The organism is Janibacter alkaliphilus, assembly GCF_013408565.1.
In the GTDB taxonomy this organism is placed as follows: Bacteria; Actinomycetota; Actinomycetes; order Actinomycetales; family Dermatophilaceae; genus Janibacter; species Janibacter alkaliphilus.
On sequence record NZ_JACBZX010000001.1, the window covers coordinates 776,217 to 798,139 of the forward strand.

Annotated in this window: 20 protein-coding genes and 1 riboswitch; of the genes, 15 read left to right on the forward strand and 5 right to left on the reverse strand. The window is 74.7% G+C overall.

Features of this window, described 5'->3' with window-relative positions:
• Window positions 1-53: 53 nt before the first annotated feature.
• The 12 genes from BJY28_RS03750 to BJY28_RS03805 all read left to right on the forward strand — a co-directional run bounded on the left by BJY28_RS03750 (window position 54) and on the right by BJY28_RS03805 (window position 11,862).
• Complete coding sequence (locus BJY28_RS03750; protein WP_179461818.1) at window positions 54-851, forward strand: hypothetical protein; 798 nt, start codon at window positions 54-56, stop codon at window positions 849-851.
• Window positions 851-1,660, forward strand: coding sequence for a CpaE/TadZ family protein (locus tag BJY28_RS03755; protein WP_179461819.1), 810 nt, complete (start codon window positions 851-853; stop codon window positions 1,658-1,660). Before BJY28_RS03750 ends, BJY28_RS03755 begins: the two co-directional genes overlap by 1 nt.
• Window positions 1,653-3,329 carry a TadA family conjugal transfer-associated ATPase gene (locus BJY28_RS03760; protein WP_246313334.1) on the forward strand — a complete coding sequence of 559 codons (1,677 nt, stop codon included), beginning with the start codon at window positions 1,653-1,655 and terminating at the stop codon, window positions 3,327-3,329. The genes BJY28_RS03755 and BJY28_RS03760 overlap by 8 nt, the downstream gene beginning before the upstream one ends.
• On the forward strand, window positions 3,326-4,201 hold the full coding sequence (locus tag BJY28_RS03765) for a type II secretion system F family protein (protein WP_179461820.1): 876 nt from the start codon (window positions 3,326-3,328) through the stop codon (window positions 4,199-4,201). Before BJY28_RS03760 ends, BJY28_RS03765 begins: the two co-directional genes overlap by 4 nt.
• The gene (locus BJY28_RS03770) at window positions 4,198-5,112 is read left to right on the forward strand and encodes a type II secretion system F family protein (RefSeq protein ID WP_179461821.1); all 915 of its coding nucleotides are present in this window, start codon (window positions 4,198-4,200) and stop codon (window positions 5,110-5,112) included. Before BJY28_RS03765 ends, BJY28_RS03770 begins: the two co-directional genes overlap by 4 nt.
• Window positions 5,113-5,265: 153 nt before the next feature.
• Window positions 5,266-5,481 carry a hypothetical protein gene (locus tag BJY28_RS03775; RefSeq protein WP_218875155.1) on the forward strand — a complete coding sequence of 72 codons (216 nt, stop codon included), beginning with the start codon at window positions 5,266-5,268 and terminating at the stop codon, window positions 5,479-5,481.
• 47 nt (window positions 5,482-5,528) lie between these two features.
• Entirely contained in the window at window positions 5,529-6,047 is a 519-nt protein-coding gene (locus BJY28_RS03780; RefSeq protein ID WP_179461822.1) for a TadE/TadG family type IV pilus assembly protein, read from the forward strand.
• Complete coding sequence (locus BJY28_RS03785; protein WP_179461823.1) at window positions 6,044-6,463, forward strand: TadE family protein; 420 nt, start codon at window positions 6,044-6,046, stop codon at window positions 6,461-6,463. Before BJY28_RS03780 ends, BJY28_RS03785 begins: the two co-directional genes overlap by 4 nt.
• Window positions 6,463-6,933 (forward strand): hypothetical protein, encoded by a 471-nt coding sequence (locus BJY28_RS03790; RefSeq protein WP_179461824.1) that lies wholly within the window; start codon window positions 6,463-6,465, stop codon window positions 6,931-6,933. Before BJY28_RS03785 ends, BJY28_RS03790 begins: the two co-directional genes overlap by 1 nt.
• Window positions 6,930-10,133 carry a LysM peptidoglycan-binding domain-containing protein gene (locus BJY28_RS03795; RefSeq protein WP_179461825.1) on the forward strand — a complete coding sequence of 1,068 codons (3,204 nt, stop codon included), beginning with the start codon at window positions 6,930-6,932 and terminating at the stop codon, window positions 10,131-10,133. The genes BJY28_RS03790 and BJY28_RS03795 overlap by 4 nt, the downstream gene beginning before the upstream one ends.
• A 50-nt stretch (window positions 10,134-10,183) precedes the next feature.
• Complete coding sequence (locus BJY28_RS03800; protein WP_179461826.1) at window positions 10,184-11,164, forward strand: PKD domain-containing protein; 981 nt, start codon at window positions 10,184-10,186, stop codon at window positions 11,162-11,164.
• A complete protein-coding gene (locus tag BJY28_RS03805; protein WP_179461827.1) occupies window positions 11,161-11,862 on the forward strand; it encodes a hypothetical protein in 702 nt (233 codons plus the stop codon). Before BJY28_RS03800 ends, BJY28_RS03805 begins: the two co-directional genes overlap by 4 nt.
• 20 nt (window positions 11,863-11,882) lie before the next feature.
• Here the strand turns inward: BJY28_RS03805 and BJY28_RS03810 are convergent, their stop codons facing one another.
• On the reverse strand, window positions 11,883-14,090 hold the full coding sequence (locus BJY28_RS03810; protein WP_343036945.1) for an ATP-binding cassette domain-containing protein: 2,208 nt from the start codon (window positions 14,088-14,090) through the stop codon (window positions 11,883-11,885).
• A gap of 22 nt (window positions 14,091-14,112) precedes the next feature.
• Window positions 14,113-14,760 (reverse strand): ECF transporter S component, encoded by a 648-nt coding sequence (locus BJY28_RS03815; RefSeq protein WP_179461828.1) that lies wholly within the window; start codon window positions 14,758-14,760, stop codon window positions 14,113-14,115.
• A 78-nt stretch (window positions 14,761-14,838) separates the two neighbouring features.
• Window positions 14,839-14,943: riboswitch (TPP riboswitch) on the reverse strand.
• A 138-nt stretch (window positions 14,944-15,081) separates the two neighbouring features.
• Between BJY28_RS03815 and BJY28_RS03820 the strand changes: the two genes are divergently transcribed.
• The 3 genes from BJY28_RS03820 to BJY28_RS03830 all read left to right on the forward strand — a co-directional run bounded on the left by BJY28_RS03820 (window position 15,082) and on the right by BJY28_RS03830 (window position 17,804).
• Entirely contained in the window at window positions 15,082-15,372 is a 291-nt protein-coding gene (locus BJY28_RS03820) for a DUF4235 domain-containing protein (protein WP_179461829.1), read from the forward strand.
• Between the two features lie 143 nt (window positions 15,373-15,515).
• Entirely contained in the window at window positions 15,516-16,493 is a 978-nt protein-coding gene (locus BJY28_RS03825) for a zinc-binding dehydrogenase (RefSeq protein ID WP_179461830.1), read from the forward strand.
• 114 nt (window positions 16,494-16,607) lie between these two features.
• Complete coding sequence (locus tag BJY28_RS03830) at window positions 16,608-17,804, forward strand: SGNH/GDSL hydrolase family protein (RefSeq protein WP_179461831.1); 1,197 nt, start codon at window positions 16,608-16,610, stop codon at window positions 17,802-17,804.
• 61 nt (window positions 17,805-17,865) lie between these two features.
• Here the strand turns inward: BJY28_RS03830 and BJY28_RS03835 are convergent, their stop codons facing one another.
• The 3 genes from BJY28_RS03835 to BJY28_RS03845 all read right to left on the reverse strand — a co-directional run bounded on the left by BJY28_RS03835 (window position 17,866) and on the right by BJY28_RS03845 (window position 21,771).
• Window positions 17,866-19,530: an FAD-binding dehydrogenase gene (locus BJY28_RS03835; protein ID WP_179461832.1), complete on the reverse strand. Its 1,665-nt coding sequence runs from the start codon at window positions 19,528-19,530 to the stop codon at window positions 17,866-17,868.
• 67 nt (window positions 19,531-19,597) lie between these two features.
• Complete coding sequence (locus tag BJY28_RS03840) at window positions 19,598-20,497, reverse strand: sucrase ferredoxin (RefSeq protein WP_179461833.1); 900 nt, start codon at window positions 20,495-20,497, stop codon at window positions 19,598-19,600.
• Window positions 20,494-21,771 carry a JmjC domain-containing protein gene (locus tag BJY28_RS03845; protein WP_179461834.1) on the reverse strand — a complete coding sequence of 426 codons (1,278 nt, stop codon included), beginning with the start codon at window positions 21,769-21,771 and terminating at the stop codon, window positions 20,494-20,496. Before BJY28_RS03845 ends, BJY28_RS03840 begins: the two co-directional genes overlap by 4 nt.
• Between the last annotated feature and the right edge of the window lie 152 nt (window positions 21,772-21,923).

Sequence of the window (21,923 nt, forward strand, 5' to 3'; positions counted from 1 at the left end):
GGGGATGCCCACAGGGGCTCACCCGTGCGACGACACGAGGAGAGCACCGAGCGATGAGCGTCCCCCCACCCGACTCGCCGCCCGCCGCGACGGCGCAGGACGGTCAGCAGCCCGCCGACGGCCAGGGGGTGCCGGAGCCCCCGAAGCTGCGTCGCCGCCCGATGCTCATCGCACTCTCGGTGCTGCTCACCGCGCTCGGCGCGCTGCTCGGCGCCTGGGTGCTCACCGGGCTCTCCGGCACCGAGTCGTACATCGCGGTGCGCGAGGACGTCGAGCGCGGCCAGCAGATCGAGGCCAGCGACCTCGTCCAGACCCAGCTGCGCACCGACAGCGCCGTTCAGCCGGTGCCGTGGGACCTGCGGCGCAGCGTCATCGACGGCTACGCCGCGGTCGACCTCAGCGCCGGCGGCCTGGTCACCCCGGACAGCGTCACCAGCCAGTACGAGCCGGCCGAGGGGCAGAGCGTGGTCTCGCTCGCCCTGGAGCCCGGTCAGGTGCCGGCCGGCGAGCTGAAGGTGGGGGCGCCGGTCGAGGTCGTCATGCTGCCGGAGGAGGACATCGCGCAGACCAGCGACAACGAGCAGACCTACCAGGGCAGCATCTTCGACGTGAGCACCGCCCGGGACGGCTCCACCCGGCTGGTGAGCGTGCGGGTCGACCAGGGGTCGGCCGGGAAGATCGTGCCCTACGCCGCCCGCCGCCAGGTGGCCCTCTTCCTCGTCTCGACGCAGAACGGCGACGGCACCTCGGCCCCGAGCGGCGACGCGGGCGACACCGGTGACACGGGTCAGCCCACGACCGACCCCTCGGCCACGCCGAGCGCCACCCCCAGCGCCACGCCGAGCAGCTGATGGCGGTCATCACGCTCTTCAGCGCGGCCGGCTCGCCCGGGGTCACCGTCTCGGCGCTCGGCATGGCGCTGGCCTGGCAGCGCTCGCTCATGCTCGTCGACGCCGACCCCTCGGGCGCCTCGGCCATCCCGGCCGGCTACCTGCAGGGTCAGACCTCGCACGACCGGGGGCTGCTCGACCTGGCCGTGGCCAACCGGATGGGCGACCTCAGCTCGGCCATCGCCACCGTGTCGATGACCCTGCCCGGCTCCCGGGTCGCCTTCGTCCCCGGGGTGCGCTCGCACCAGCAGGCCGCCTCGGTGACCACCCTCTGGGAGCCGCTCGGCGGGGTGCTGCGCGGCATGGAGCAGCGTGGCGCCGACGTCATCGTCGACGCCGGCCGGATCGGCCTGGAGCACGCCCCGCAGCCGCTGGTCACCTCCGCCGACCTGGCCCTGCTCGTGGTCCGCAGCGACCTGCCCGCCGCCGCCGGCGCCCGCTCCTGGGCGCAGGCGATGAAGGAGAAGTTCCTCGGCTTCGGCACCGAGCACCAGCTCGGCCTGCTCGTCGTCGGCCCCGGACGCCCCTACGGCTCCCGCGAGCTGCGCTCGGTGCTCGGGCTGCCGGTCATCGCCGAGCTGCCCTGGGACCCCGAGACCGCGTCGGTCCTGCACGCAGGCACCGCGCCGCGGAAGAACTTCGACGGCTCCCCGCTCAACCGCGCGCTGCGCACCGCGGTGAGCACCACGCAGAGCCTCATCGCCGCCAACCGCCAGCGTCTCGGCGAGCGCACCCAGCAGCCGAACCGGGAGGACGTCCGTCATGGCTGACCAGCGACCCGACGCCGGCGACCCCACCTCGCTGCCGATCTTCGCCGCCCCGCCGCAGCAGGACGAGGTGGACGAGCGCACCGCCCCGCGCGACGAGGTCTCCCAGCGCCTCGCCGCCGGGGCCGGGACCGTCTCGCCCTACGACCGCCGGGCCAGCGACGCCACCCCGCCGCCGCCCTCGGTCCGCCACGAGCAGCCGACCGGCGCTGCCGCCGGCCCGCCCGGGGCGCTGCGCGACGCCCACCCGGCGGCGCACCCGGACGACGCCGTCGGCATGGCCAGCGCCGTGCCCACCGTCGCCACCGTCCAGGCCGAGCGGCTGGCGGACACCTCCGGCCGCGATCTCGGGGTGGACTGGAGCCAGGTCGCCGAGCTGCGCACCCAGGCCTCGGAGATGCTCACCAGCGCGCTGCAGGACCGCAACGACCTCGACCCGGCCGCCCAGCGCGAGCTGGGCCGGTCGATCATCGTCGAGCTGCTGCAGACCACCGCCGCCAACAACCTCGCCGTGGGGCAGCGCGCCTGGTCCCTGGACGAGCAGGAGCGGATCGCCCAGGCGGTCTTCGACGCCCTCTTCGGCCTGGGCCGGCTGCAGCCGCTGGTCGACGACGACCGGGTGGAGAACATCGAGATCACCGGGCACGACAACGTGCTGCTCGAGCTCGTCGACGGCACCCTCAAGGAGGGCCCGCCGGTCGCCGAGACCGATCAGGAGCTCATCGACTTCCTCGTCTTCCTGGCCAGCCGCTCCGAGGTCAACGCGCGGCCGTTCTCCGAGGCGCAGCCGCGGCTGCACATGCGTCTCGACGGCGGCGCCCGGCTGGCGGCGACCGCCTGGGTCACGCCCCGCCCCTCGCTGGTCATCCGCCGTCACCGGCTGCGCGAGATCACCCTCGAGGACCTCTCCGGCCGCGGCATGCTCGACGCCGTCGCGGTGAGCTTCCTGCGGGCGGCCGTCCGGGCGAAGAAGAGCATCGTCGTCGCCGGGCCGCAGGGCGCCGGCAAGACGACGATGGTGCGCGCGCTGTGCGCCGAGCTCGACCCGTGGGAGCGGATCGGCACCTTCGAGACCGAGTACGAGCTGCACCTGCACGAGCTGCCGGAGAAGCACCGCCGGATCGTCGCCTGGGAGTCCCGGCCCGGCTCCGGCGAGGTCGGCGCCGACGGTCGGCAGGCCGGCGAGATCCCGCTGGACGACCTGCTCTACGACTCCTTCCGCTTCAACCTCTCCCGGCAGATCGTCGGCGAGGTCCGCGGCCGGGAGGTGCTGGCGATGATCAAGGCGATGCAGTCCGGCGCCGGCTCGATCAGCACCACCCACTCGGCGAACGCCGTCGGCGCGATCCGCAAGCTCGTCACCTGCGCGATGGAGGCCGGCTCGCACGTCACCGAGGCCTACGCCCAGCGGGCGGTGGCCGAGCACATCGACATCATCGTCCAGCTGCACCTGGACACCAGCAGCAGCCTCGGCGGCGACGCCCGCCGCGAGCGCTACGTCAGCGAGATCATCGTCATCCAGCCGGGCGAGGACGGACCGGCCACCACGCACGTCTTCCGCCCGAACCCGGACGGCGGCGAGCCGCTGGCCGGGATCCTCCCGGACGACTACCGCGACCTGGCGCGGGACGGCTTCGACCTCCAGGGCTACTACGCCCAGGCCGGCCGATGAGCCCGTGGATGGCCGGCGCCCTGGCCGGGATCCTGCTCACCCTCGGGGTGATCCTCTTCGTCGAGGGGATGCGCAAGCGCCCGCCGCGGCCGAAGAAGGTCAAGGTCGCCTCGGCCGCCCGGGACACCCGCTGGGACCGGCTGCCGCGACGCACCAAGCAGCTGGTCATCGTCGGCTTCGTCGGCGGCCTGGTGCTGGCCCTGCTCACCGGCTGGGTCATCGCCATCGTCGTCTTCCCGCTGGCCGTGGTCGGGCTGCCCTGGCTGCTCAGCTCGGATGACGCCAACGCCCGGATCGACCGGCTCGAGGCGATGGAGGAGTGGACCCGCAGCCTGGCCGGCGTGCTCACCGTCGGCGTCGGGCTGGAGCAGGCGATCGTCGCCACCGTCCGGTCCGCGCCGAAGGCGATCCAGCCGGAGGTCAACCTGCTCGCCGCACGGCTGCGGGCCCGCTGGCCCACCCAGGACGCGCTGCGCGCCTTCGCCGACGACCTCGACGACACCACCGGCGACCTGCTCGCGGCGAACCTGCTGCTCGGCGCCCAGCGCCGCGGCGCCGGGCTGGCCAGCGTGCTGGAGAGCGTCGCCATGTCGGTCGCGCAGGACGTGCGCTCGCGCCGGATGGTCGAGGCGGACCGGGCCAAGCCCCGGGCCACCGCCCGCTGGGTCACCATCATCACCCTGGCCGTGCTGGCGTTCTTCTTCGTCTTCACCGACTTCATGGACCCCTACCGCACCCCGGTCGGCCAGGTGATCCTGGCCCTGCTGCTCTCCGGCTACGTCGGGGTGCTGGTGTGGATGAAGCAGATGGCGAAGGGCAAGAAGCTGCCCCGCTTCATCGGCAACGAGGTGGCCCAGGAGGCGCTGCGATGACCGGCACGCTGCAGCTGGCGCTGCTCGCCGGCGCGCTCATCGGCCTCGGCATCTCGCTGCTCGTGTGGCGCTCCCGGCCGGTGCAGGTGGACCTCGCCTCGGCGATGGAGCGGCTCTCCCCGGACCGCAGCCTGGCGAGCCGGGCGAGCACGGTCACCACGGTGGAGGGCGACACCAAGGACAAGCTCGGCGGCTGGGCGATGCGCACCCTGCCGCTGGACTCCCTCGGCGCCCCGCCCTACCGCGAGCTGGCCCTGCTGCGGATCCCGGTGCACCGCTTCTACGGGGAGAAGGTGCTCTTCGCTCTCGTCGGCCTGGTCGTGCCCTTCGTCCTGGGGTTCTTCCTGCGCCTCGTCGGCACCGCGATCCCGTGGTTCCTCATCGCCGTGGCGGCGCTGGCCCTGGCCGCGGTGATGTTCTTCCTGCCCGACTACAACGCCCGCGACGAGGCCGCGAAGGCCCGCAAGGAGTTCGGTCGGGCGCTGGCCTCCTACATCGACCTCGTCGCGCTGGAGCGCAACTCCGGCTCCGGGCCGCGGCAGGCGATGGAGGTGGCCGCGAACATCGGCGACTCCTGGGTCTTCCGCCGGCTGGCCGAGGAGCTGGCCCGCTCCCGCTGGTCCGGGATGCCGCCCTGGGAGGCGCTGCGTCGGCTGTCCGACGAGCTGGGGCTGCCCGAGCTGGCCGACCTCGCCGACATCATGCGCCTCTCCGGCGAGGAGGGCGCGCAGGTCTACCAGACCCTGCGCTCCCGCTCGGAGAGCATGCGCACCGCCGAGCTCAACGCTGCGCTGGCCGACGCCAACGCCACCGGCGAGCGGATGACCATCCCGATGTCCGCCCTCGGGCTGATCTTCATGGCGCTCATCGTCACGCCCGCCCTGCTGAGCATCGTGCTCGGGCTGTCGTGATGTCCGCCGTGCACCAGCAACCGCCGTGCACCGCGCGGACGGGCTCTTGGCCTACCACGCGTCCTCGGATAACCTGAACCCTGCTCGTATCTCGGGGGATGGAGACGGAGCGCCGTGCCTCCCCCTGTTCCCACAGACCGCGGAGACACACCCATGATCCGGTTCATCGCCACGCTGCACCTCGCCCTGCTGTCGTTCGGCGCCTACCTCGCCACCCAGGTCACCACCCTGCGCCGCGCCCGCGAGGACCGCGGCTCGGTGACCATCGAGCAGGTGCTCTGGGCGGTCGCCGTCATCGGGATCGTGGCCATCGTCACCACCGCGATCATCACCTTCGTGGAGGGCAAGGCCTCCGAGATCGACGAGTGATCGCTCTGCTGCCGTCGCGTCGCGCGTCGGCAGCCCGGCGAGGCAGGGTGCGCGGGCTGTCGGCGCTGCGGCGCCGTGCCCGCAGCGCCCGCGGCTCGGTGTCCATCGAGATGGTCATCCTGCTGCCGCTGGCGCTGACCCTGCTCTTCCTCGTCGTCCAGGGCGCGGTCTACTACTACGCCCGCTCGGCCGCGATGTCCTCGGCGCAGGACGGGGCTCTCAGCGCCTCCGCCTACGAGTCCGGGGACGCCGCAGGCGAGCAGCGCGCGCTCGAGTTCGCCGCGCAGATCGGCGGCGACGGCGTGCTGGAGGACCCGAGCGTGGAGGTCACCCGGGACGAGGGTGCCGGCACGGTCACCGTCACCGTGACCGGCACGACGATGTCGCTGGTCCCCGGGTGGGACCCCGAGGTCTCCCAGTCGGCCACCCGGGACATCGAGGAGTTCACCGCGCCGAAGGACTACCAGAAGCGCGGCAACCCCTACGGCGACGACCCGCGCTACGAGACCCGGCCGATGTCCCAGGAGGAGATCGACGAGGCCAACGCCGAGGCGGGATCCCGATGAACCGGCTGACCGTCGAGCGCGGCTCGGCGACCATCGAGCTCGTCATCCTCGCCCCCGCTTTCGGCCTGGTCATCGCGCTGCTCGTCATGGGTGGTCGGCTGGCCCTGGCCGACCAGGCGATGGACGGCGCCGCCGCCGAGGCGGCCCGCTCGGTCTCGCTGCAGCGCGGCCAGGACACCGAGGCGGCGACGAACGCGGCCCGGACCTACCTCGACGAGGAGGGGCTGCGCTGCGAGGGCATCGACGTGCAGGTCGACGCCGAGGCCAAGGGCACCGACCCGGGGGCACCCGGCGAGATCACGACGACCGTCAGCTGCGACGTGCCGCTGGCCGACCTGGCCCTGCCCGGCATCGGCGGCTCCCGGACGATGACCGCCACCGCTGCCAGCCCCATCGACACCTTCCGGGAGCGCTGATGCACCCGAGGACCAGCCCCTGGCGCCGCGACGACGGCTCGCTGAGCATCTACTTCGTCACCGCGGTGCTGGCCAGCGTGCCGCTGGTCGGCCTCGTCGTCGACGGCGCCGGGCAGATCCGCGCCCAGCAGCAGGCCAACCTCGTCGCCCACGAGGCGGCCCGCACCGCTGGCCAGCAGGTCGACGCGGGCGACGCCATCCTCGGCGGCCAGGTGGTCATCGAGGCCGGGCCCGCCGAGCAGGCGGCGCAGAGCTACGCCGCCGCCCAGGGCGACTACCGGGTCACCTCGGTCACCCTCTCCCCCGACGGCCAGTCCGTCGAGGTGGTCGCCGAGACCACCTACGACCCGATCCTCCTGGACGCGATCGGGATCGGCTCCAACCGGCTCACCGCGGAGGGGACCGCCTACATGCACCGCACCGACGCCTTCGGCGAGGAGTACGACTCCGACTGGGACGTGGGCCAGTGACCGCCCGGCTGAAGGGACTCGCCGCCCTCGTCGGCCTGCTGGCCGTCGTGGTCGGCGTGCCGTGGGTGCTCGTCGCGATCGGCGCCGGGCCGGTGCCGGACAGCGCCCCCACCCTGGACGGCATGTGGTCGGCGGTGACCACCCCGGACGACGGCACCGTCTTCATCACCCTCTTCCGCTACGCCGCCTGGCTGGCCTGGCTCTTCTTCGTCGTCTCCTTGGTGCTCGAGCTGGTCGCCCGCGCCGGGGGCCGCGAGGCGCCGCGGCTGCCCGGTCTGTCCCTGCCGCAGGGCGCCGCCCGTGCCCTCGTCGGCACCGCCGCGCTGCTCTTCGTCGCGGCCCCGGTGATGACCTCGGTCGCTGCCCCGGCGGGCGCCACCGGCAGCGCCGACCAGGCGGGCAGCACGGTCGCCGCCAGCTCGGTGGCTGCCGGGGCCGAGACCGGGGCGGTGCACGCCTCCACCGTGCAGACCGCCGCGGACGCGGACGCCGACGATCGCGCCGAGAACGAGGCGCAGAGCGTCTCCGAGACCCCGACCACCGACCACGTCGTCGCGCAGGGCGAGACGCTCTGGTCGATCGCCGAGACCCAGCTGGGCGACGGCGCCCGCTACCCCGAGATCGTCAACCTCAACCCGGGGACGATCACCGAGTCGCACTGGATCTCGCCGGGCACGACCATCGCCATCCCGGACGAGTCCGGCGCCGCCGCGGACAGCGACGAGTCGGGCAGCGAGAGCACCTACACCGTGGAGAAGGGCGACACCCTCTGGGAGATCGCCGAGGACGAGCTCGGCGAGGGCGAGCGCTACCCGGAGATCGTCGCCGCCACCGGCGACGCCGAGCAGCCCGACGGGGACCGGCTCACCGACCCGGACCTCATCCGGCCGGGCTGGCAGCTGCAGGTGCCTGGCGAAGGGGGCGCCGCCGCTGCGGGTCCCAGCAGCACGGGTCCCAGCAGCGCGGAGGCCACCCGGGACGCCACCCGGGCCGCCACCGACGCCGAGGCGGCGACCGACCGGGCCACCCAGCAGAGCACGACGACGGGGCTGGCGGCCGCCGCGACCGCGCAGGGCCTCGACGCCGCCGCCCAGGCCGGTCCGGGGACGACCGACGAGGCCGGCCCCGGGTGGGGCACCACCGCCCTCGGGCTCGGTGGGGTCACCGCTGCGGCCGCCCTGGCGCTGCTCGAGCTCGCCCGTCGTCGCCGCGCCCGCACGCTGGGACGACCCCCGGCCGGGGACGCGCTCGACCCGCGCGAGGCCGCCCTGGCCGGCGCCGCCGACGCGCACACCGTGGCCACCATCGACCTGGCGCTGCGCCACCTCGCGCTCGCCGCGGAGCAGTCCGGCCGGGCGGTGCCGGGGCTGCGCTCGGTGCGGATGACCGAGGCGCAGATCGATGTCCAGCTGAGCAGCCCGATGCGGCTGCCGGCGCCGTGGACCTCCACGGCCGACCCGCGGCTGTGGACCCTGGCCGCCGACCGGGCCGCCTCGCTCGACCCGACCGCCCTCGCCGGGGTGCCGGCGCCCTTCCCGGGCCTGGTCACCGTCGGCACCGACGACGACGCGGGGCACGTCCTGGTCAACCTCGTCGACGCCCGGGCCTTCGCGGTCACCGGGCAGAACGTGCACACCCGCGCCGCGCTGGCCGCGATGACCCTCGACCTGGCCGGCTCCCCGTGGGCGCAGCGCACCGTCGTCACGGTCGTCGGCGGGCACGACGGGCTGGTCGAGGCCATCGGCTCGCCCCGGGTGCGGCTGGTGGCCCAGGCCGCCGACTACACGCCGTCGACCGTGGTCACCGCCGACGCCGCCGCCCGCGAGGTGGTCGTCGTCTCCGGCGAGATCGGCGAGGCCGAGCGTCGGCACCTGGAGCGCGCCGTCGGCTCCTCGCCGCGCGTCGCCCTGCTGCAGGCCGCGCCCAGCGCCGACGACGGCGCCGCGGCGCTGGCGATCTCCAGCGACCCGCAGGTCGCCGTGCTCTCCCCCTCCTACCTGCAGCTGCGCCCGCAGCTGCTGGACGAGCAGCAGCAGGCCGACCTCGGTGAGCTCTTCGCCCTGGCCCGGGCCTCCACCGACCGGTGGGCCCCTGCCGCCGACGAGCCGAGCCTGGCCCGGATCGGCGCCGCCGCCGCCGCGATGGGTGCCCCCGGGATCCTGGTCGACGCGGACCCGGACGCCCTGCCGGTGGACGACGCGCCCACCCTGCGCCGCGCCGACCTCGAGGCCGACGAGCCCGCGCGGGACACCTCGCCGACCCTGTGGAACACCCCGGTCTCGACGCCGGCCGGTGCGGTGGCCCGGGTGCCCGGCGACGACGTGCCCACCGCGCGCCGCAGCAGCGACACCTCCGGGACCGCGGACGCGCCGACCCCCGGCTGGCTGTCGAACCAGATCACCCCCACCCCCGGCACCCCGCTGCCGCCGGTGGTGGCCTTCCCGCAGCGGGTCCGCGAGCTCGCCGCCCCCACCGACGCCCCGGTGCTGCGGGTGCTCGGGCCGGTCGACATCGACAACGTCGCGCCCGTCGACGAGGTGCACCGGCCGCGGCTCACCGAGCTCGCCGCCTTCGTCCAGCTGCACCCGGCGGCCGACGCCTCGGCCATCGACGACGCGATGTGGCCCAACCGCTCCCGGCACGACCACTCGTCGGTGCGGGACAGCTCGCTGGCCGCCCTCGGCGGGTGGCTGGTGGAGGAGACCGACGCCCCGGCCGGCCTGGCGGCGGCTCGCGGGCTCACCAGCGACTGGGACCTGTGGCGGGCGCTGCTGCCCGGTGACGTGACCCAGGCCAGCACCGAGCACCTGGAGCAGGCGCTGGGCATGGTCCGCGGGCGCCCCTTCGTCGGGGCCGAGCTGCGTCACTACACCTGGGCCACCCCGCTGCGCGCGACGATGGTGCACGACATCACCCTGGCCGCGGCCGAGCTCGCCCGGCGCCGGCTCATGGAGGGCGCCTGGTCGGCGGCCTACGACGCCACCGTGGTCGGCCTCACCGTCGAGCCGAGCGTCGAGGCGCTGTGGCGGATGCAGCTGCTCGCCGGGCACGAGCTCGGCGACCGCGACCTCGTCGAGACCGCCCGGGCAGGCCTGGACGACCTGGCCAGCCGGCTCGGCGACCCGCTGGAGCAGCGCACCCAGCAGCTCATCGCCGACGTCGACGCGCTCGACGCCCCGACCCGCACGCACGTCGGATGAGCTCCCGACGGGGCCGCCTCCGCCCGCGACGCACGACGAAGGAGCCGACGATGGACACCACGCACGCACCGGGCCTGACCTGGCGCGGACGGGCCGTCGCCATGCTCAGCTGCACGTTGCTGATGCTCGTGCCCGGGCTGGTCATGGCCCCGAGCGCGAGCGCGGACAGCATCTGCTCCCGGCTCGGCTACGGCGCCAACTGCCGGATCGACTTCGGCAACCCGGGCAACAGCGGTTCGGGTGGCGGCGGCAGCGGCCGACCGCCGTGCAACCTCGGTCCCGCCGAGTACCGGGGTGTGGCGTGCTCCACCGATGCCGGGCTCTGGTCGAACGAGTGGCAGTGCTACGTGCTGCCGATGTCTCCCCAGCCCACCGCCAACGACCCGGAGTGGGCGGACGAGATCGAGAGCGGCGCGACGATCTACGAGTGCACCCCGCACGAAGGCGGTGACGACGATGACGACGACAACGGCGGCGGTGGAGAGATCGAGCTGAGGGCGCACACCGGCCCGACGCCGACCGTCATCGGCAACAGCGAGGACGAGCGGCGCGACCTGCTGCAGACGGCGCTGGCGATGCGCTTCGAGGCCCTCTTCATCGGCATGGCACCCACCCCCGACCTCATCGCCGGCCAGCCCCGTGGCTCCGGCAACCGGATGGGCATCGTCGGCATGCCGGTCTGGATGTGGGCCCGGGAGACCCCCTTCACGCCGTGGGAGGTGACCACCACCGACTTCGACGACGGCGACTACTGGGCCCGGGCGAAGGTGGTGCACACCACGTGGGACATGGGGGACGGCAGCGGCCAGATCCGGTGCACCCGGGAGCAGATGAAGGAGTACCACACCTGGATGGCCGACCGGACCCCCGAGTGCGGGCACACCTACACCAAGCCCGGGCGGTATCACATCAACATGTGGACGACCTTCCGCGTGACCTGGAACGACGTCAACGGCGAGGGTGGCGAGTTCATCACCATCCGGCGCAGCATGTACGCCCGCATCGGGGAGAGCCAGGTGGTCAACCAGTGACCGGTCGCTCGGCTGCGGGCACCCGCGGCGCGGCGCTGCTGTCGGTGGGTGCGCTGCTGCTCGCCGGCTGCGGTGGGGACGACGAGGTCGAGCTCGAGCCCGGGCTGGTCACCTCCAGCTCGACCACCTCCAAGAGCAACGACGAGGTGGCCCGGGAGCAGGGGCGCACGATGGTGGCGATCTACATCGACGCCCGCGACACCGTGCTCGCCGACCCGGAGACCTACGCCGACGCCCAGGGTATGGAGGGCTCCGCGGAGACCTCGGCGCTGTACGACGTGAAGATCGAGGCGAGCCGGCTGCGCAGCGAGGACGAGACCCGTACCGGCGAGACGTCGATCGCGGGCCAGCCGGAGATCGTCGAGGTCGATCTCGACCCGGAGCAGCCTTCCGCCCCGTCGTCCGGGTCCGGTTCTGACACGGGGTCCGGGTCGGGCGCGGGGTCCGGCTCTGGTTCCGCGACCGGGTCGGGGTCGTCCACCCCGACGTTGGAGGACAGCGTCAGCACCTCGGGTCCGGCACCGGCGACCCAGCCCCCCTTCGTCGAGCTCACCGCGTGCATCGACGAGACCGGGGTGAGCACCGGGGGCAGTGCCGGCAAGCGGACGCAGTGGCGCTTCAGCGTGGTCAACCGCAGCTGGCCGAACCCGGAGCGCTGGCGCGTGGCCTGGGTGGAGCGCACCTCCACCACCTGCTGAGCCCGGTCAGCCGACCCGGGTCAGCGCAGCAGCGCGACCAGCACGACCACCAGCGGCAGCAGCGCGACGAGCGTGAGCACGCTGTCCGCCGTCCGCCAGGGCGCCGGGGCGTACCAGGTGCGCCGGTGCCCGGTGGCGAAGCCGCGGGCATCCATGGCCACCGCCAGCTCGGCGGCGGCGAGCAGCGAGCGCAGCAGCACCCCGACGGTCAGCGCCCAGGCGTGCCGCAGCACGCTGGCCGGGCGACGCCAGGTGACCCCGAGGCCGCGCACCCGGCGCACGTCGCCCATGTCCCGCCAGGTGCTCTCTAGGAGCTGCAGCCGCTGCAGGGCGGCTGCCAGCGCGACCACCGGGCGGGCCGGAAGGCGCAGCCGCTGCCCGAGGTGGTCGCCGAGCTCGTCCGGGTCGACCAGAGGCACCACCAGCGCCGACGGGGCGACGATGAGGGCCACCCGCGCCGCGGCGGTGGCCGCCTCCTCGAGGTCGCGGCTGCCGAGGAACCACGTCGACCACCCCACCGAGAGCGCGCCGACCGCTCCCGGGAGGAGCAGCCGCGCCAGGGTCGCCCAGCGACGACCGGCCCCCGGCCCCCACAGACCCACCAGGGCGCCGACGAGCACCACCGCGAGGGCCGCCAGCGTCACCGGCCACCCGGGCGAGAGGATCGCCGCCGGGATGGCCAGCGCGCCGGCGAGCATGAGCGCGAGCGGGCCGCAGCGCGCCAGCGGCGGCCGGGCCGGGCCCGGCGGCTCGGGCTCCTCCGGCCGGCGGACCTGACGCACCTCGTCGGCCCGCGCCACCAGCGCCTCGTCGTGGGTCGCCACGACGACCCCTCGCCCGGCGGCGCGCTGGGCGAGCAGCAGACCGGTCACCGCCGCCCACGTCCCCCGGTCCTGACCCACCGTCGGCTCGTCGGCCAGCAGCAGGTCAGGGCCGTGGAAGGCGGCCGCAGCCACCGCCAGCCGCCGCTGCTCCCCCCCGGAGAGCCATCGCGGGTCGGCCTCGGCGAGGTGCCCGAGGCCGAGCACGTCGAGCAGCCGAGCTGCCCGCTCGCGGTCCCCGGGCCGCTCCCGCCCGAGGTTGCGCGTGGTGGCCAGCACCTCGTCCAGCACGCTGCGGGCGACGATCGCCGCGGAGGACCACTGCGGCACCCAGCCCACGGCCGCGGGCAGCGTCTCCGGTCGGGGCGGGTCGGCCGGGTCGAGGTCGCCGATGCGCACGCTCCCCCCGGAGTCCTGGAAGCCGGCGAGCACCCGCAGCCAGGTGCTCTTGCCGCCACCACTGGGCCCGACCAGGGCGACGGCGGAGCCCGGCGCCACCCGCAGCTCGTCGTCGGCGCGCAGCACCAGCCGCTCGGCGCGGGTGCCGTCGGCACGGGGCACCGGTCGCCGGACCTGCAGCGGAGCGCACCGGGCGAGCACCGCGCTCGAGCGACCGGTGCCGGCCCGGTCACCACCACCGAGGGTCTCGGCGGGCAGCACCACCGGGTCCGGGGCGGCCACCCCCGGGACCCAGATCCCGGCCGCGGCCAGCTCGTCAGCGTGCCGGGCCAGCACCTCTTCGGGCGGCCCGTCGTGACTGACCCGTCCCTGCTCGTCGAGCACGACCAGCCGGTCCACCTGCGGCAGCCACGGCTCCAGCCGGTGCTCGACGATCACCGTGGTCAGCCCGCGGGCACGGGCCACCTGATCGACCGCGGCCCGCACCTCGGCGGCGCTGCCCGCGTCCAGCATCGCGGTCGGCTCGTCGAGCAGCAGCAGGTCCGGCTCCAGGGCGAGCGCCCCGGCCAGGGCCAGCCGCTGGGTCTGCCCTCCGGAGAGGGCGCTGGTCGGGGTGTCCAGCGGCAGCCCGCCCAGCCCGACCGCGTGCAGCGCGGCGGCGACCCGCCCCGGCATCTGCTCCCGGGGCAGCGCGACGTTCTCCAGGCCGAAGGCGACGTCCCGGCCGACGCTGGCGCCGACCAGCCCGGCGCCGGGCTCCTGCAGCACCAGCCCGACCCGGCCGGCCCGCTCCCCGGGCGGCCGGTCGCCGATGGTCACCTGCCCGGTCAGATCGCCGGAGCCGGTGGTCTGCAGCACCCCGGCCAGGGCCCGCAGCAGGGTGGACTTGCCGCTGCCCGAGGCCCCGGCCAGCAGCAGGCGCTGCCCGGGCGGGACGTCGAGGTCGATCCCGGGCAGCACCGGGCGGGTGCGGCCGTACGGGCGCCAGCTCAGCCCGTCGACCCGCACCCGCGCGGTGGTGGCGACGACCTCAGACAGCGCGCCGCTCCCGCTCCTCCTGGCCCGGCGGGAAGGCGCCGAGGGCGCCCCCCTTCGCCAGCGCCCGGGTGACCGCCCACCCGGCCAGCCCGGCGAGCACGGCACCGGAGACCGTCATGGTGACGAGGTAGACGAGCTTCCAGTCCATCGACCAGTCGACGTAGTAGCTGCCGAAGACCTCGTAGGCCCACTCCAGCGGGGCGCTGGCGGCGCCGGCGAGCACCGCCACGAGCGGGCCGAAGGAGCGGTAGGCCAGCAGCGCGAAGACCAGCTCGGCGCCCAGGCCCTGCAGCAGCCCGGAGACCATCACGGTCATCCCCCACGAGGTGCCGGGGACCATCGAGACGAGCGCGGCGACGAGCTCGCACAGCAGCGCCGCACCCGGTCGGCGCACCACCAGGCCGCCGACCACCCCAGCGAGGAACCAGACCCCCACGAAGAGGCCGAAGAGGGGCTGCAGGCCGAACCCCAGGGCGGAGATCGGACCGTTGTAGAGGATGCCGTAGCCCCAGTAGAGGATGCCGAAGGCGGCTCCGAGGAAGGTCACCGTCAGCAGGTCGACGGTGCGCCAGGCGGCCAGCGGACGGGTGGCCAGCACCGCCTGGGTGCTGCGGGGCGGGCGGGTGGACGTGGTGCTCATGCGACGACTCCTGCGCTATGGGTAGCTCAGGGTGGTCCCGGTCGTCGCCGACCCGCGTGGCACGGAGCGCCGACGACAGGTCCCGAGATCTCGACTGCCTACGCCGGTGCGAACCGGATCAGGTCCGAGGGTCAGCGGCTCTCGCCGCACTCTCAGCGCTCGCGCGCTCCCCTGTCGTGGTTGGTGCGGCCAGGGTAGCGCAGGGTCTGCCCGAGTCACCTCGCCCGTGCCCTCCGGTGTGGCAGAGTGCTGCCTGATCGGCGCCCGGTGCGCCGCAGACCGACGGAGGACCGCCTGCGGGCGGAGCAGAGAGGGAGACCCATGGGCAGCCTGATGTGGAAGATCCTCGGCACGGGCTCGGCGGTCGTCGCCGGCATCGTCGCCAACAAGATCATCACGGCGATCTGGACCAAGGCCGGCAGGGACGCCGAGCTCGACCCCCGGAACCCGGAGTACCCGATCGGCGAGGCCGTCGCATACGCCGCCCTGGCCGGCCTCGGCATGGGCCTGGCCCGCACCATGGCCACCCGCAAGGCCGCCCAGTTCTACCAGCGCTCGGCCGGCCACCTGCCCGAGGGCATGAAGAGCCAGTACCCCGACAACGAGGCCTGAGCCGCCGCGGCGTCTGCCGCGCTCTAGCCGGTCCGGGACAGACGCGAACCTGTCCGGGACAGACGCGAACCTGTCCGGGACAGACGCGAACCTGTCCGGGGCAGATCTGTCGATGCACCGAGCGCCCGCCTAGGGTGGTGGCCGTGCGTGCGATCACCATCCCCGAGCCGGGCGACGCCGATGCTCTCGTCGTCGCCGACGTCGACGACCCCGCCCCCGGTGCGGGGCAGGTCCTGCTGCGGACCGCGGCCGCGGGGGTGAACCGCGCCGACGTCATGCAGCGGATGGGCTTCTACCCGCCGCCGCAGGGCGCCTCGCCGCTGCCCGGTCTCGAGGTCAGCGGCACGATCAGCGCGCTCGGCGAGGGCGTCGAGGGCTGGGCGGTCGGCGACGAGGTGTGCGCGCTGCTGGACGGCGGCGGCTACGCCGAGCAGGTGCTCGCCCCGGCCGGCCAGCTGCTGCCGGTGCCCGACGGGGTCGACCTCGTCGACGCCGCCGGCCTGCCCGAGGTCGTCTGCACGGTCTGGTCCAACATCTTCCTCACCGCCAACCTCCAGCCGGGCGAGGTGCTGCTCGTCCACGGCGGCAGCTCCGGCATCGGCACCATGGCGATCCAGCTGGCGAAGGCGCTCGGCGCGACCGTCGCGGTGACCGCCGGCAGCCCGGAGAAGCTCGCGGCCTGCCGCGGGCTCGGCGCGGACATCACCATCGACTACCGCGAGCAGGACTTCGTCGAGGAGATCAAGGCGGCCACCGACGGCCGCGGCGCCGACGTCATCCTCGACAACATGGGGGCGAAGTACCTGCCCCGCAACGTCTCCGCGCTGGCCACCGCCGGTCGGCTGGTCGTCATCGGGCTCATGGGCGGGCGCACCGGCGAGCTCGACCTGGGGCGGCTGCTCAGCAAGCGCGGGGCGGTCATCGCCACCAGCCTGCGGGCCCGCCCGGCGCAGGAGAAGGCGACCATCGTCGCCGCGGTCCGCGAGCACGTCTGGCCGCTGCTGGTCGACGGCACCGTCCGCCCGGTCATCCACTCCCGGCACGCGCTCACCGACGCGGTGGCCGCGCACCAGGAGATGGAGTCCAGCGGTCACATCGGCAAGATCCTGCTCGTCCCCTGACCCTTCGGCGCGGCGGGGCGGCTGCCGGCTCGCGCGGGTCGCACCGCAGCCGTGCCGACCTGGCTCGATACCCTGCGCACGTCCGCCGCACCCCCTGACCTGACGGAGCCCCGCGTGAGTCGTCGCCCCGCCACCTGCCTCGCCGCCATCGGCCTGCTCGCCGTCACCGCCTGCACCGGCGGGTCGGGCGAGGACATCACGGACAGCGGCACCGACGGGTCGAGCAGCAGCTCGTCCTCGACCGCGGAGCCGACACCCCCCTTCGACACCGCCTCGGTGCCGATCTTCGGCGGTGAGCTGACCCAGGACGTCTCCGACGAGGAGCTGCAGGAGGCGCTGGACGACGACCGGCTGCCGCCCGGGCCGACGCACGGCACCACCTTCGAGGTGATGACGAACGCGATCACCCTGCAGGAGCCGCACGACGTCATGCTCTTCGGCGACTCGATGACCCAGCAGGGCGTCGACCCGGCCCGGCTCGGGGAGCGGCTCTCGGAGCAGGCCGGTGAGGAGGTCACCGTCTTCGACGCGGCCAGCAGCCGGGCGCGCTGGGGGATCAACAAGATGATGGTCCAGCACGCCATCAACGAGGACCGGCTGCCGAAGGTGGCCGTGGTGATGATCTCGACGCGGGCGCCGGAGAACGACGACTTCTACTCCTCGGAGATCCAGAAGACCCCCTTCTCGCACGCCGTGGAGGGCTGCGACCGGGAGATCTCGGAGCAGTGGACCGAGGCGGACGCCGAGGAGTGCCGCCGCGACGTCGACGACCTCGCCTACCGCTTCCGCGACGCCGAGGGCCGGGTGGAGCGAGCGCTCGCCGGCGAGGAGATGCCGCAGGACATCATCGTCGACGAGGACAGCCGGCTGCTCGACAACGGCTACCTCGCGCACTCGTCGGTGAGCGAGGCCAAGGCCCGGGAGACCGGGGAGAAGCGGGCCACCCGCGGCGGCGTCGGCTGGCCGCACAACGAGGAGCAGGCCACCGGCCGGTTCACCGAGATGGTGCAGATGCTCAAGGACGAGGGGGTCACCGTGATCTCGGCCGAGATCCCCTACACCCCCGGCTACCAGGACCCGCTGGAGCGCGAGTACCCCGGCTACGACGAGCGTCGGCAGACCGCCGCGGCGAACCTCGCCGACTCCGCCGGCATCGAGCACTTCCCGGTGGACGCATTCGGCGACTGGTGGGGCGACGGGTCCAGCCGTGACGAGATCCACCTCGCGCCGGAGGGCGCCGCCGACTTCGCCGACCAGCTGGTCGACGACACCCCGGGCTTCGCCGACGCGGTGACCGCCGGGCTGGAGTAGTCCCGGGCCGGTCGGTGGTCGCGGGCGGACGCCGGTCGTCGCGGCTGCCAGCGGAGGTGCGTCAGTCGCCGGCCTCGGCGGCCATCGCCCGCCCGGCGGTGCGTCCGGAGAAGATGCAGCCGCCGAGGAAGGTGCCCTCCAGCGCGCGGTAGCCGTGCACGCCGCCGCCACCGAAGCCGGCCGCCTCGCCGGCCGCGTAGAGCCCGGGCACGACCTGCCCGTCCTGGCCGAGCACCCGCGCCGAGAGGTCGGTCTCGAAGCCGCCGAGGGTCTTGCGGGTGAGGATGTGCAGCTTGACCCCGATCAGCGGGCCGTGGTCGGGGTCGGTGAGCGGCACCGGCGGGTAGGCGCGCTTGCTGATCTTGTCGCCGCGGTAGCCGCGGGCGGCGTGCATGGCCGCGACCTGGGCGTCCTTGGCGTAGGGGTTGGCCAGCTGCGAGTCACGCTGGTGCACCTGCTGGGCCACCCGGGCCGCGTCCAGCCGCGGCTCGTCGTCCTCGACCAGCCCGTTCATCTTCGCCACGAGCTCCTCGACGGTGTCCGCCTGGACGAAGTCGACGCCGTGGTCGACGAAGGCCTGCACCGCCGGGTGCATGTCGGAGAGGCTGCGCTGGCGCAGCACGTCGCGCACGCTCTTGCCGGTGAGATCGGCGTTCTGCTCCGAGCCGCTGAGGCCGAACTCCTTGCCGGCGACGCTGCGGTTGGTGACGAACCAGCTGTGGTGGTGCCCCTTCGAGCGCAGGTGGGCCAGGGTGCCGAGGGTGTCGAAGCCGGGGAAGAGGGGGGCGGGCAGCCGCTCCCCGTCGGCGTCCAGCCACATCGAGCTGGGCCCGGGCAGGATGCGGATGGCGTGCTGCGGCCAGATCGGGTCCCAGTTGGCGATGCCCTCGACGTAGTGCCACATCCGGTCGCGGTTGATCAGGCGCCCGCCGGCGGCCTCGGTGATGGCGATCATCCGGCCGTCGACGTGCTCGGGCACGCCGGTGAGCATCTTCGCCGGGGCGCCGCCGAGACGCTCCGGCCAGTTCTCCCGGACGAGGTCGTGGTTGCCGCCGATGCCGCCGGAGGCGACGAGCACCGACCCGGCCCGGAGGGTGAAGTCCCCGACCGGGTCGCGGTTGGTGGGGCGGCCGCGCTCGGCCTCGTCCTCGGCGAGGCGGGCCCCGCGGACCCCGACGACCCGACCGCCCTCGACGAGCAGCTCGTCGACCCGGTGCCGCGGCAGGTAGCGCACCAGCCCCTGCTCCCGGGCCTGCTGCACCCGGCGGACGAAGGGGGCGGCCACCCCGGGGCCGGTGCCCCAGGTGATGTGGAAGCGGGGCACCGAGTTGCCGTGCCCGTCGGCGGTCCCGTCGCCGCGCTCGGCCCAGCCGACGACCGGGAACCAGCGCATCCCCTGCTCGTGCAGCCAGGAGCGCTTCTCGCCGGCGGCGAAGTCGACGTAGGCCTCGGCCCAGCGGCGCGGCCAGTAGTCCTCGTCGCGGTCGAAGCCGGCGCTGCCCCACCAGTCGGACATCGCCAGCTCGTGGGAGTCGCGCACGCCCATCCGTCGCTGCTCGGGGCTGTCGACGAAGAACAGCCCGCCGAAGGACCAGTGCGCCTGACCGGCGAGGTTGGCCTCGGACTCCTGGTCGAGCAGCACCACGGTGCGCCCGGCGTCGGTGAGCTCGGCGGTGGCGACGAGCCCGGCGAGACCGTGCCCGACGACGATGACGTCAGCGTCCATGGGCGCACCCTACCCAGCGGTATCCCGCCCCGTCAGGGCCTCGCCACTCTCCCCAGGTCCTGGGGGGTCAGAGCGGGGCGACGTGCCAGACCGCGGCCTGGCCGACGCCCGCCTGGCAGGTCAGCCGGCGGGGGGTGGTCAGCGTGCGGGTCACCCGGCGGACGCGACGCACCCCGGCGACGTCGACGGTCACCACCCAGGCGTCCGCTCCGTCGCCGTGCTGCCCCACACCGGTGACCCCGGGCAGGGACAGCCCGGGCTCGCGCAGCACGTCGGCCACCGCCGCCTGCACCTGGGAGGTCCACGTCGACCGACCGCGCCAGAAGCCGAGGTCGGTCCGGCCGTCGAGGTGCGCGAGCAGCACCTCGGGCGCCGTGCTCCCGTCCAGCCCGCCGAACATCGATCCCTCGGGCAGGTAGGCGACGTTGGCGGCGAAGCGGTCCCCACCGAGATGGGTGGTCTCCCAGACCGCGCCGGGCAGGACGTCGTCGAGCACCGCGGCGACGACCCGGCCCTCGATGGCGCAGCAGACGTCCCGACGACCGTGCGCGCAGACCAGCACGACCGGTTCGTCCGACCGCTCGGGCGGGTCGTCGAAGCGCTCGGCCAGCGCCACCAGATCACCCGGCTCGCGCCAGGTGCCGTGGCCGACCGTCCCGGCGCGGCTGTCCACGAGCATCACCGGCTGATCCGGGTGCGGCACCCCGGCGGCGTCCTCGTGCGGCCGACGGTGCCGCCGCACCAGCTGCAGCCGAGCACCCGCGCGACCCAGCGCCGCCATCAGCGGCTCGGCGACCTCGACGAGACCGGCCGCGGCCTGAGGCTGGCGCGGCCAGGGGCCGGGATGCCCCACGAGGAACCACCGTGGCGCGGGCACCGCGGTGCCGACCCGCTGGTCGGCCCGCTCCCGGGCCGCCAGCGAGCAGCGCCAGCGGCCGTGCTCGTCGAATCCGTGCTGCTCGATCACCCGGGCTCCTCATCCAGCGCCTCGGCGTCCGTCGCCGGCAGCTCGGGCACGGCGACCCCCGCCAGCACCAGCCCACGGGCCAGCTCCTCGCCGAGGTCACCGACCCGGGCCGAGCCCTCGGTCAGCAGCGCGGCCACCCGGTCCGCCTCGGCCGCGCCCACCGGGTGCCGACCGGTCCGCCCGATCAGCACCTGGCCGGACCCGTTGGGCACCAACCGGGCCCGGACGTGCTCGCGCAGCACCAGCCGGCTGTCCTCGTGCCACCCGGCGAGCGCGCCGGCGGTCGCCACCGGGGCCACCGGCGCGGGGGTGTGGCTGCGGTCCTGCCGCCCACCGAGATCGGCCGCCACCTGGGCCACCGAGACCTCGGCGAGCGCGGCGGTCATCGCGGCCCGCACCGCCTCGACGTCGTCGGCCAGGGCATCGGCGGAGCCGATGTCGGCGCCCAGCGGCAGCGACGCGCGCTGCTGCGGGTCCTCGGCGAGCGCCCTGGTGACCGCGGCGAGCAGCGCGTCGGCGACGTGCCCGCGGTGCCAGGTGTGCACCCCGATGGTCACGTGGGCGCTGGTCTCCCCCTTCGCCGTCGCGGCGTGCAGCCACCCCCGGGGCAGGTAGAGCACGTCACCGGGCCGCATGGTGATGTCCAGGTGCGGCTCGCCGGCGGCCCGGTCGGCCACCGCACCGCGCCGCTGGTCCCACGGCTGGTCCCGCAACGGGTGCTCGTGCACCGGTGCGTGGATCCGCCAGGTCTTCTCCCCCGCGGTCTGCAGCACGAAGACGTCGTGCACGTCGTAGTGCGCGGAGAAGCCGGTGCTCTGCGGCGGGGTGACGTAGGCGTTGACCTGCACCGGGTGCCCGAGGTCGGCGGTGAGGTCCTGGGCCAGGGTGATCAGCGGCTCGTGGGTGCGGTGCAGCCCCTGCAGCACGATCGTCGAGCCCTCGGCGAAGAGCCGGGTCAGCGCGGTGTCGTCGAGCTGGTCGGTGACCCCGGCACCGACCCCGCCGCCGCGGGTGAAGTCGGCGTCCGGCCGGGTGACCCCGTTCCGGGCGACCCGGAGGAAGGGGGTGCGCACCCCCTGCACCGAGAGCAGCCGGTCCACCGCGGCGAGGCTGAGCAGGTCCTGGCCGTCGTCGCCGCCGCGCGCGGCTGCCGGGACGTGCCGGGGCTCGCGGCCCCAGTGCTGCGCGGCGAAGGTGGCCGGGTCGAGGTCGACCAGGCGGCGCAGGCCGGTGCGCGCGGCGGCAGGCGGCTGGGTCACGGACGAGACGGCCACGACGGCTCCCTTCGGGCGGTGGGGTGCCGGCACGAGGTGCCGGACGCACCTCCCTTCATACCCGAGCCGACGGCCACCGCACGGACCGGGCTCGTTGCACCCCGGTCGTCGGGCCGGGCGGCGCCCCGCCCGACGGGGCCAGGACGTGACCT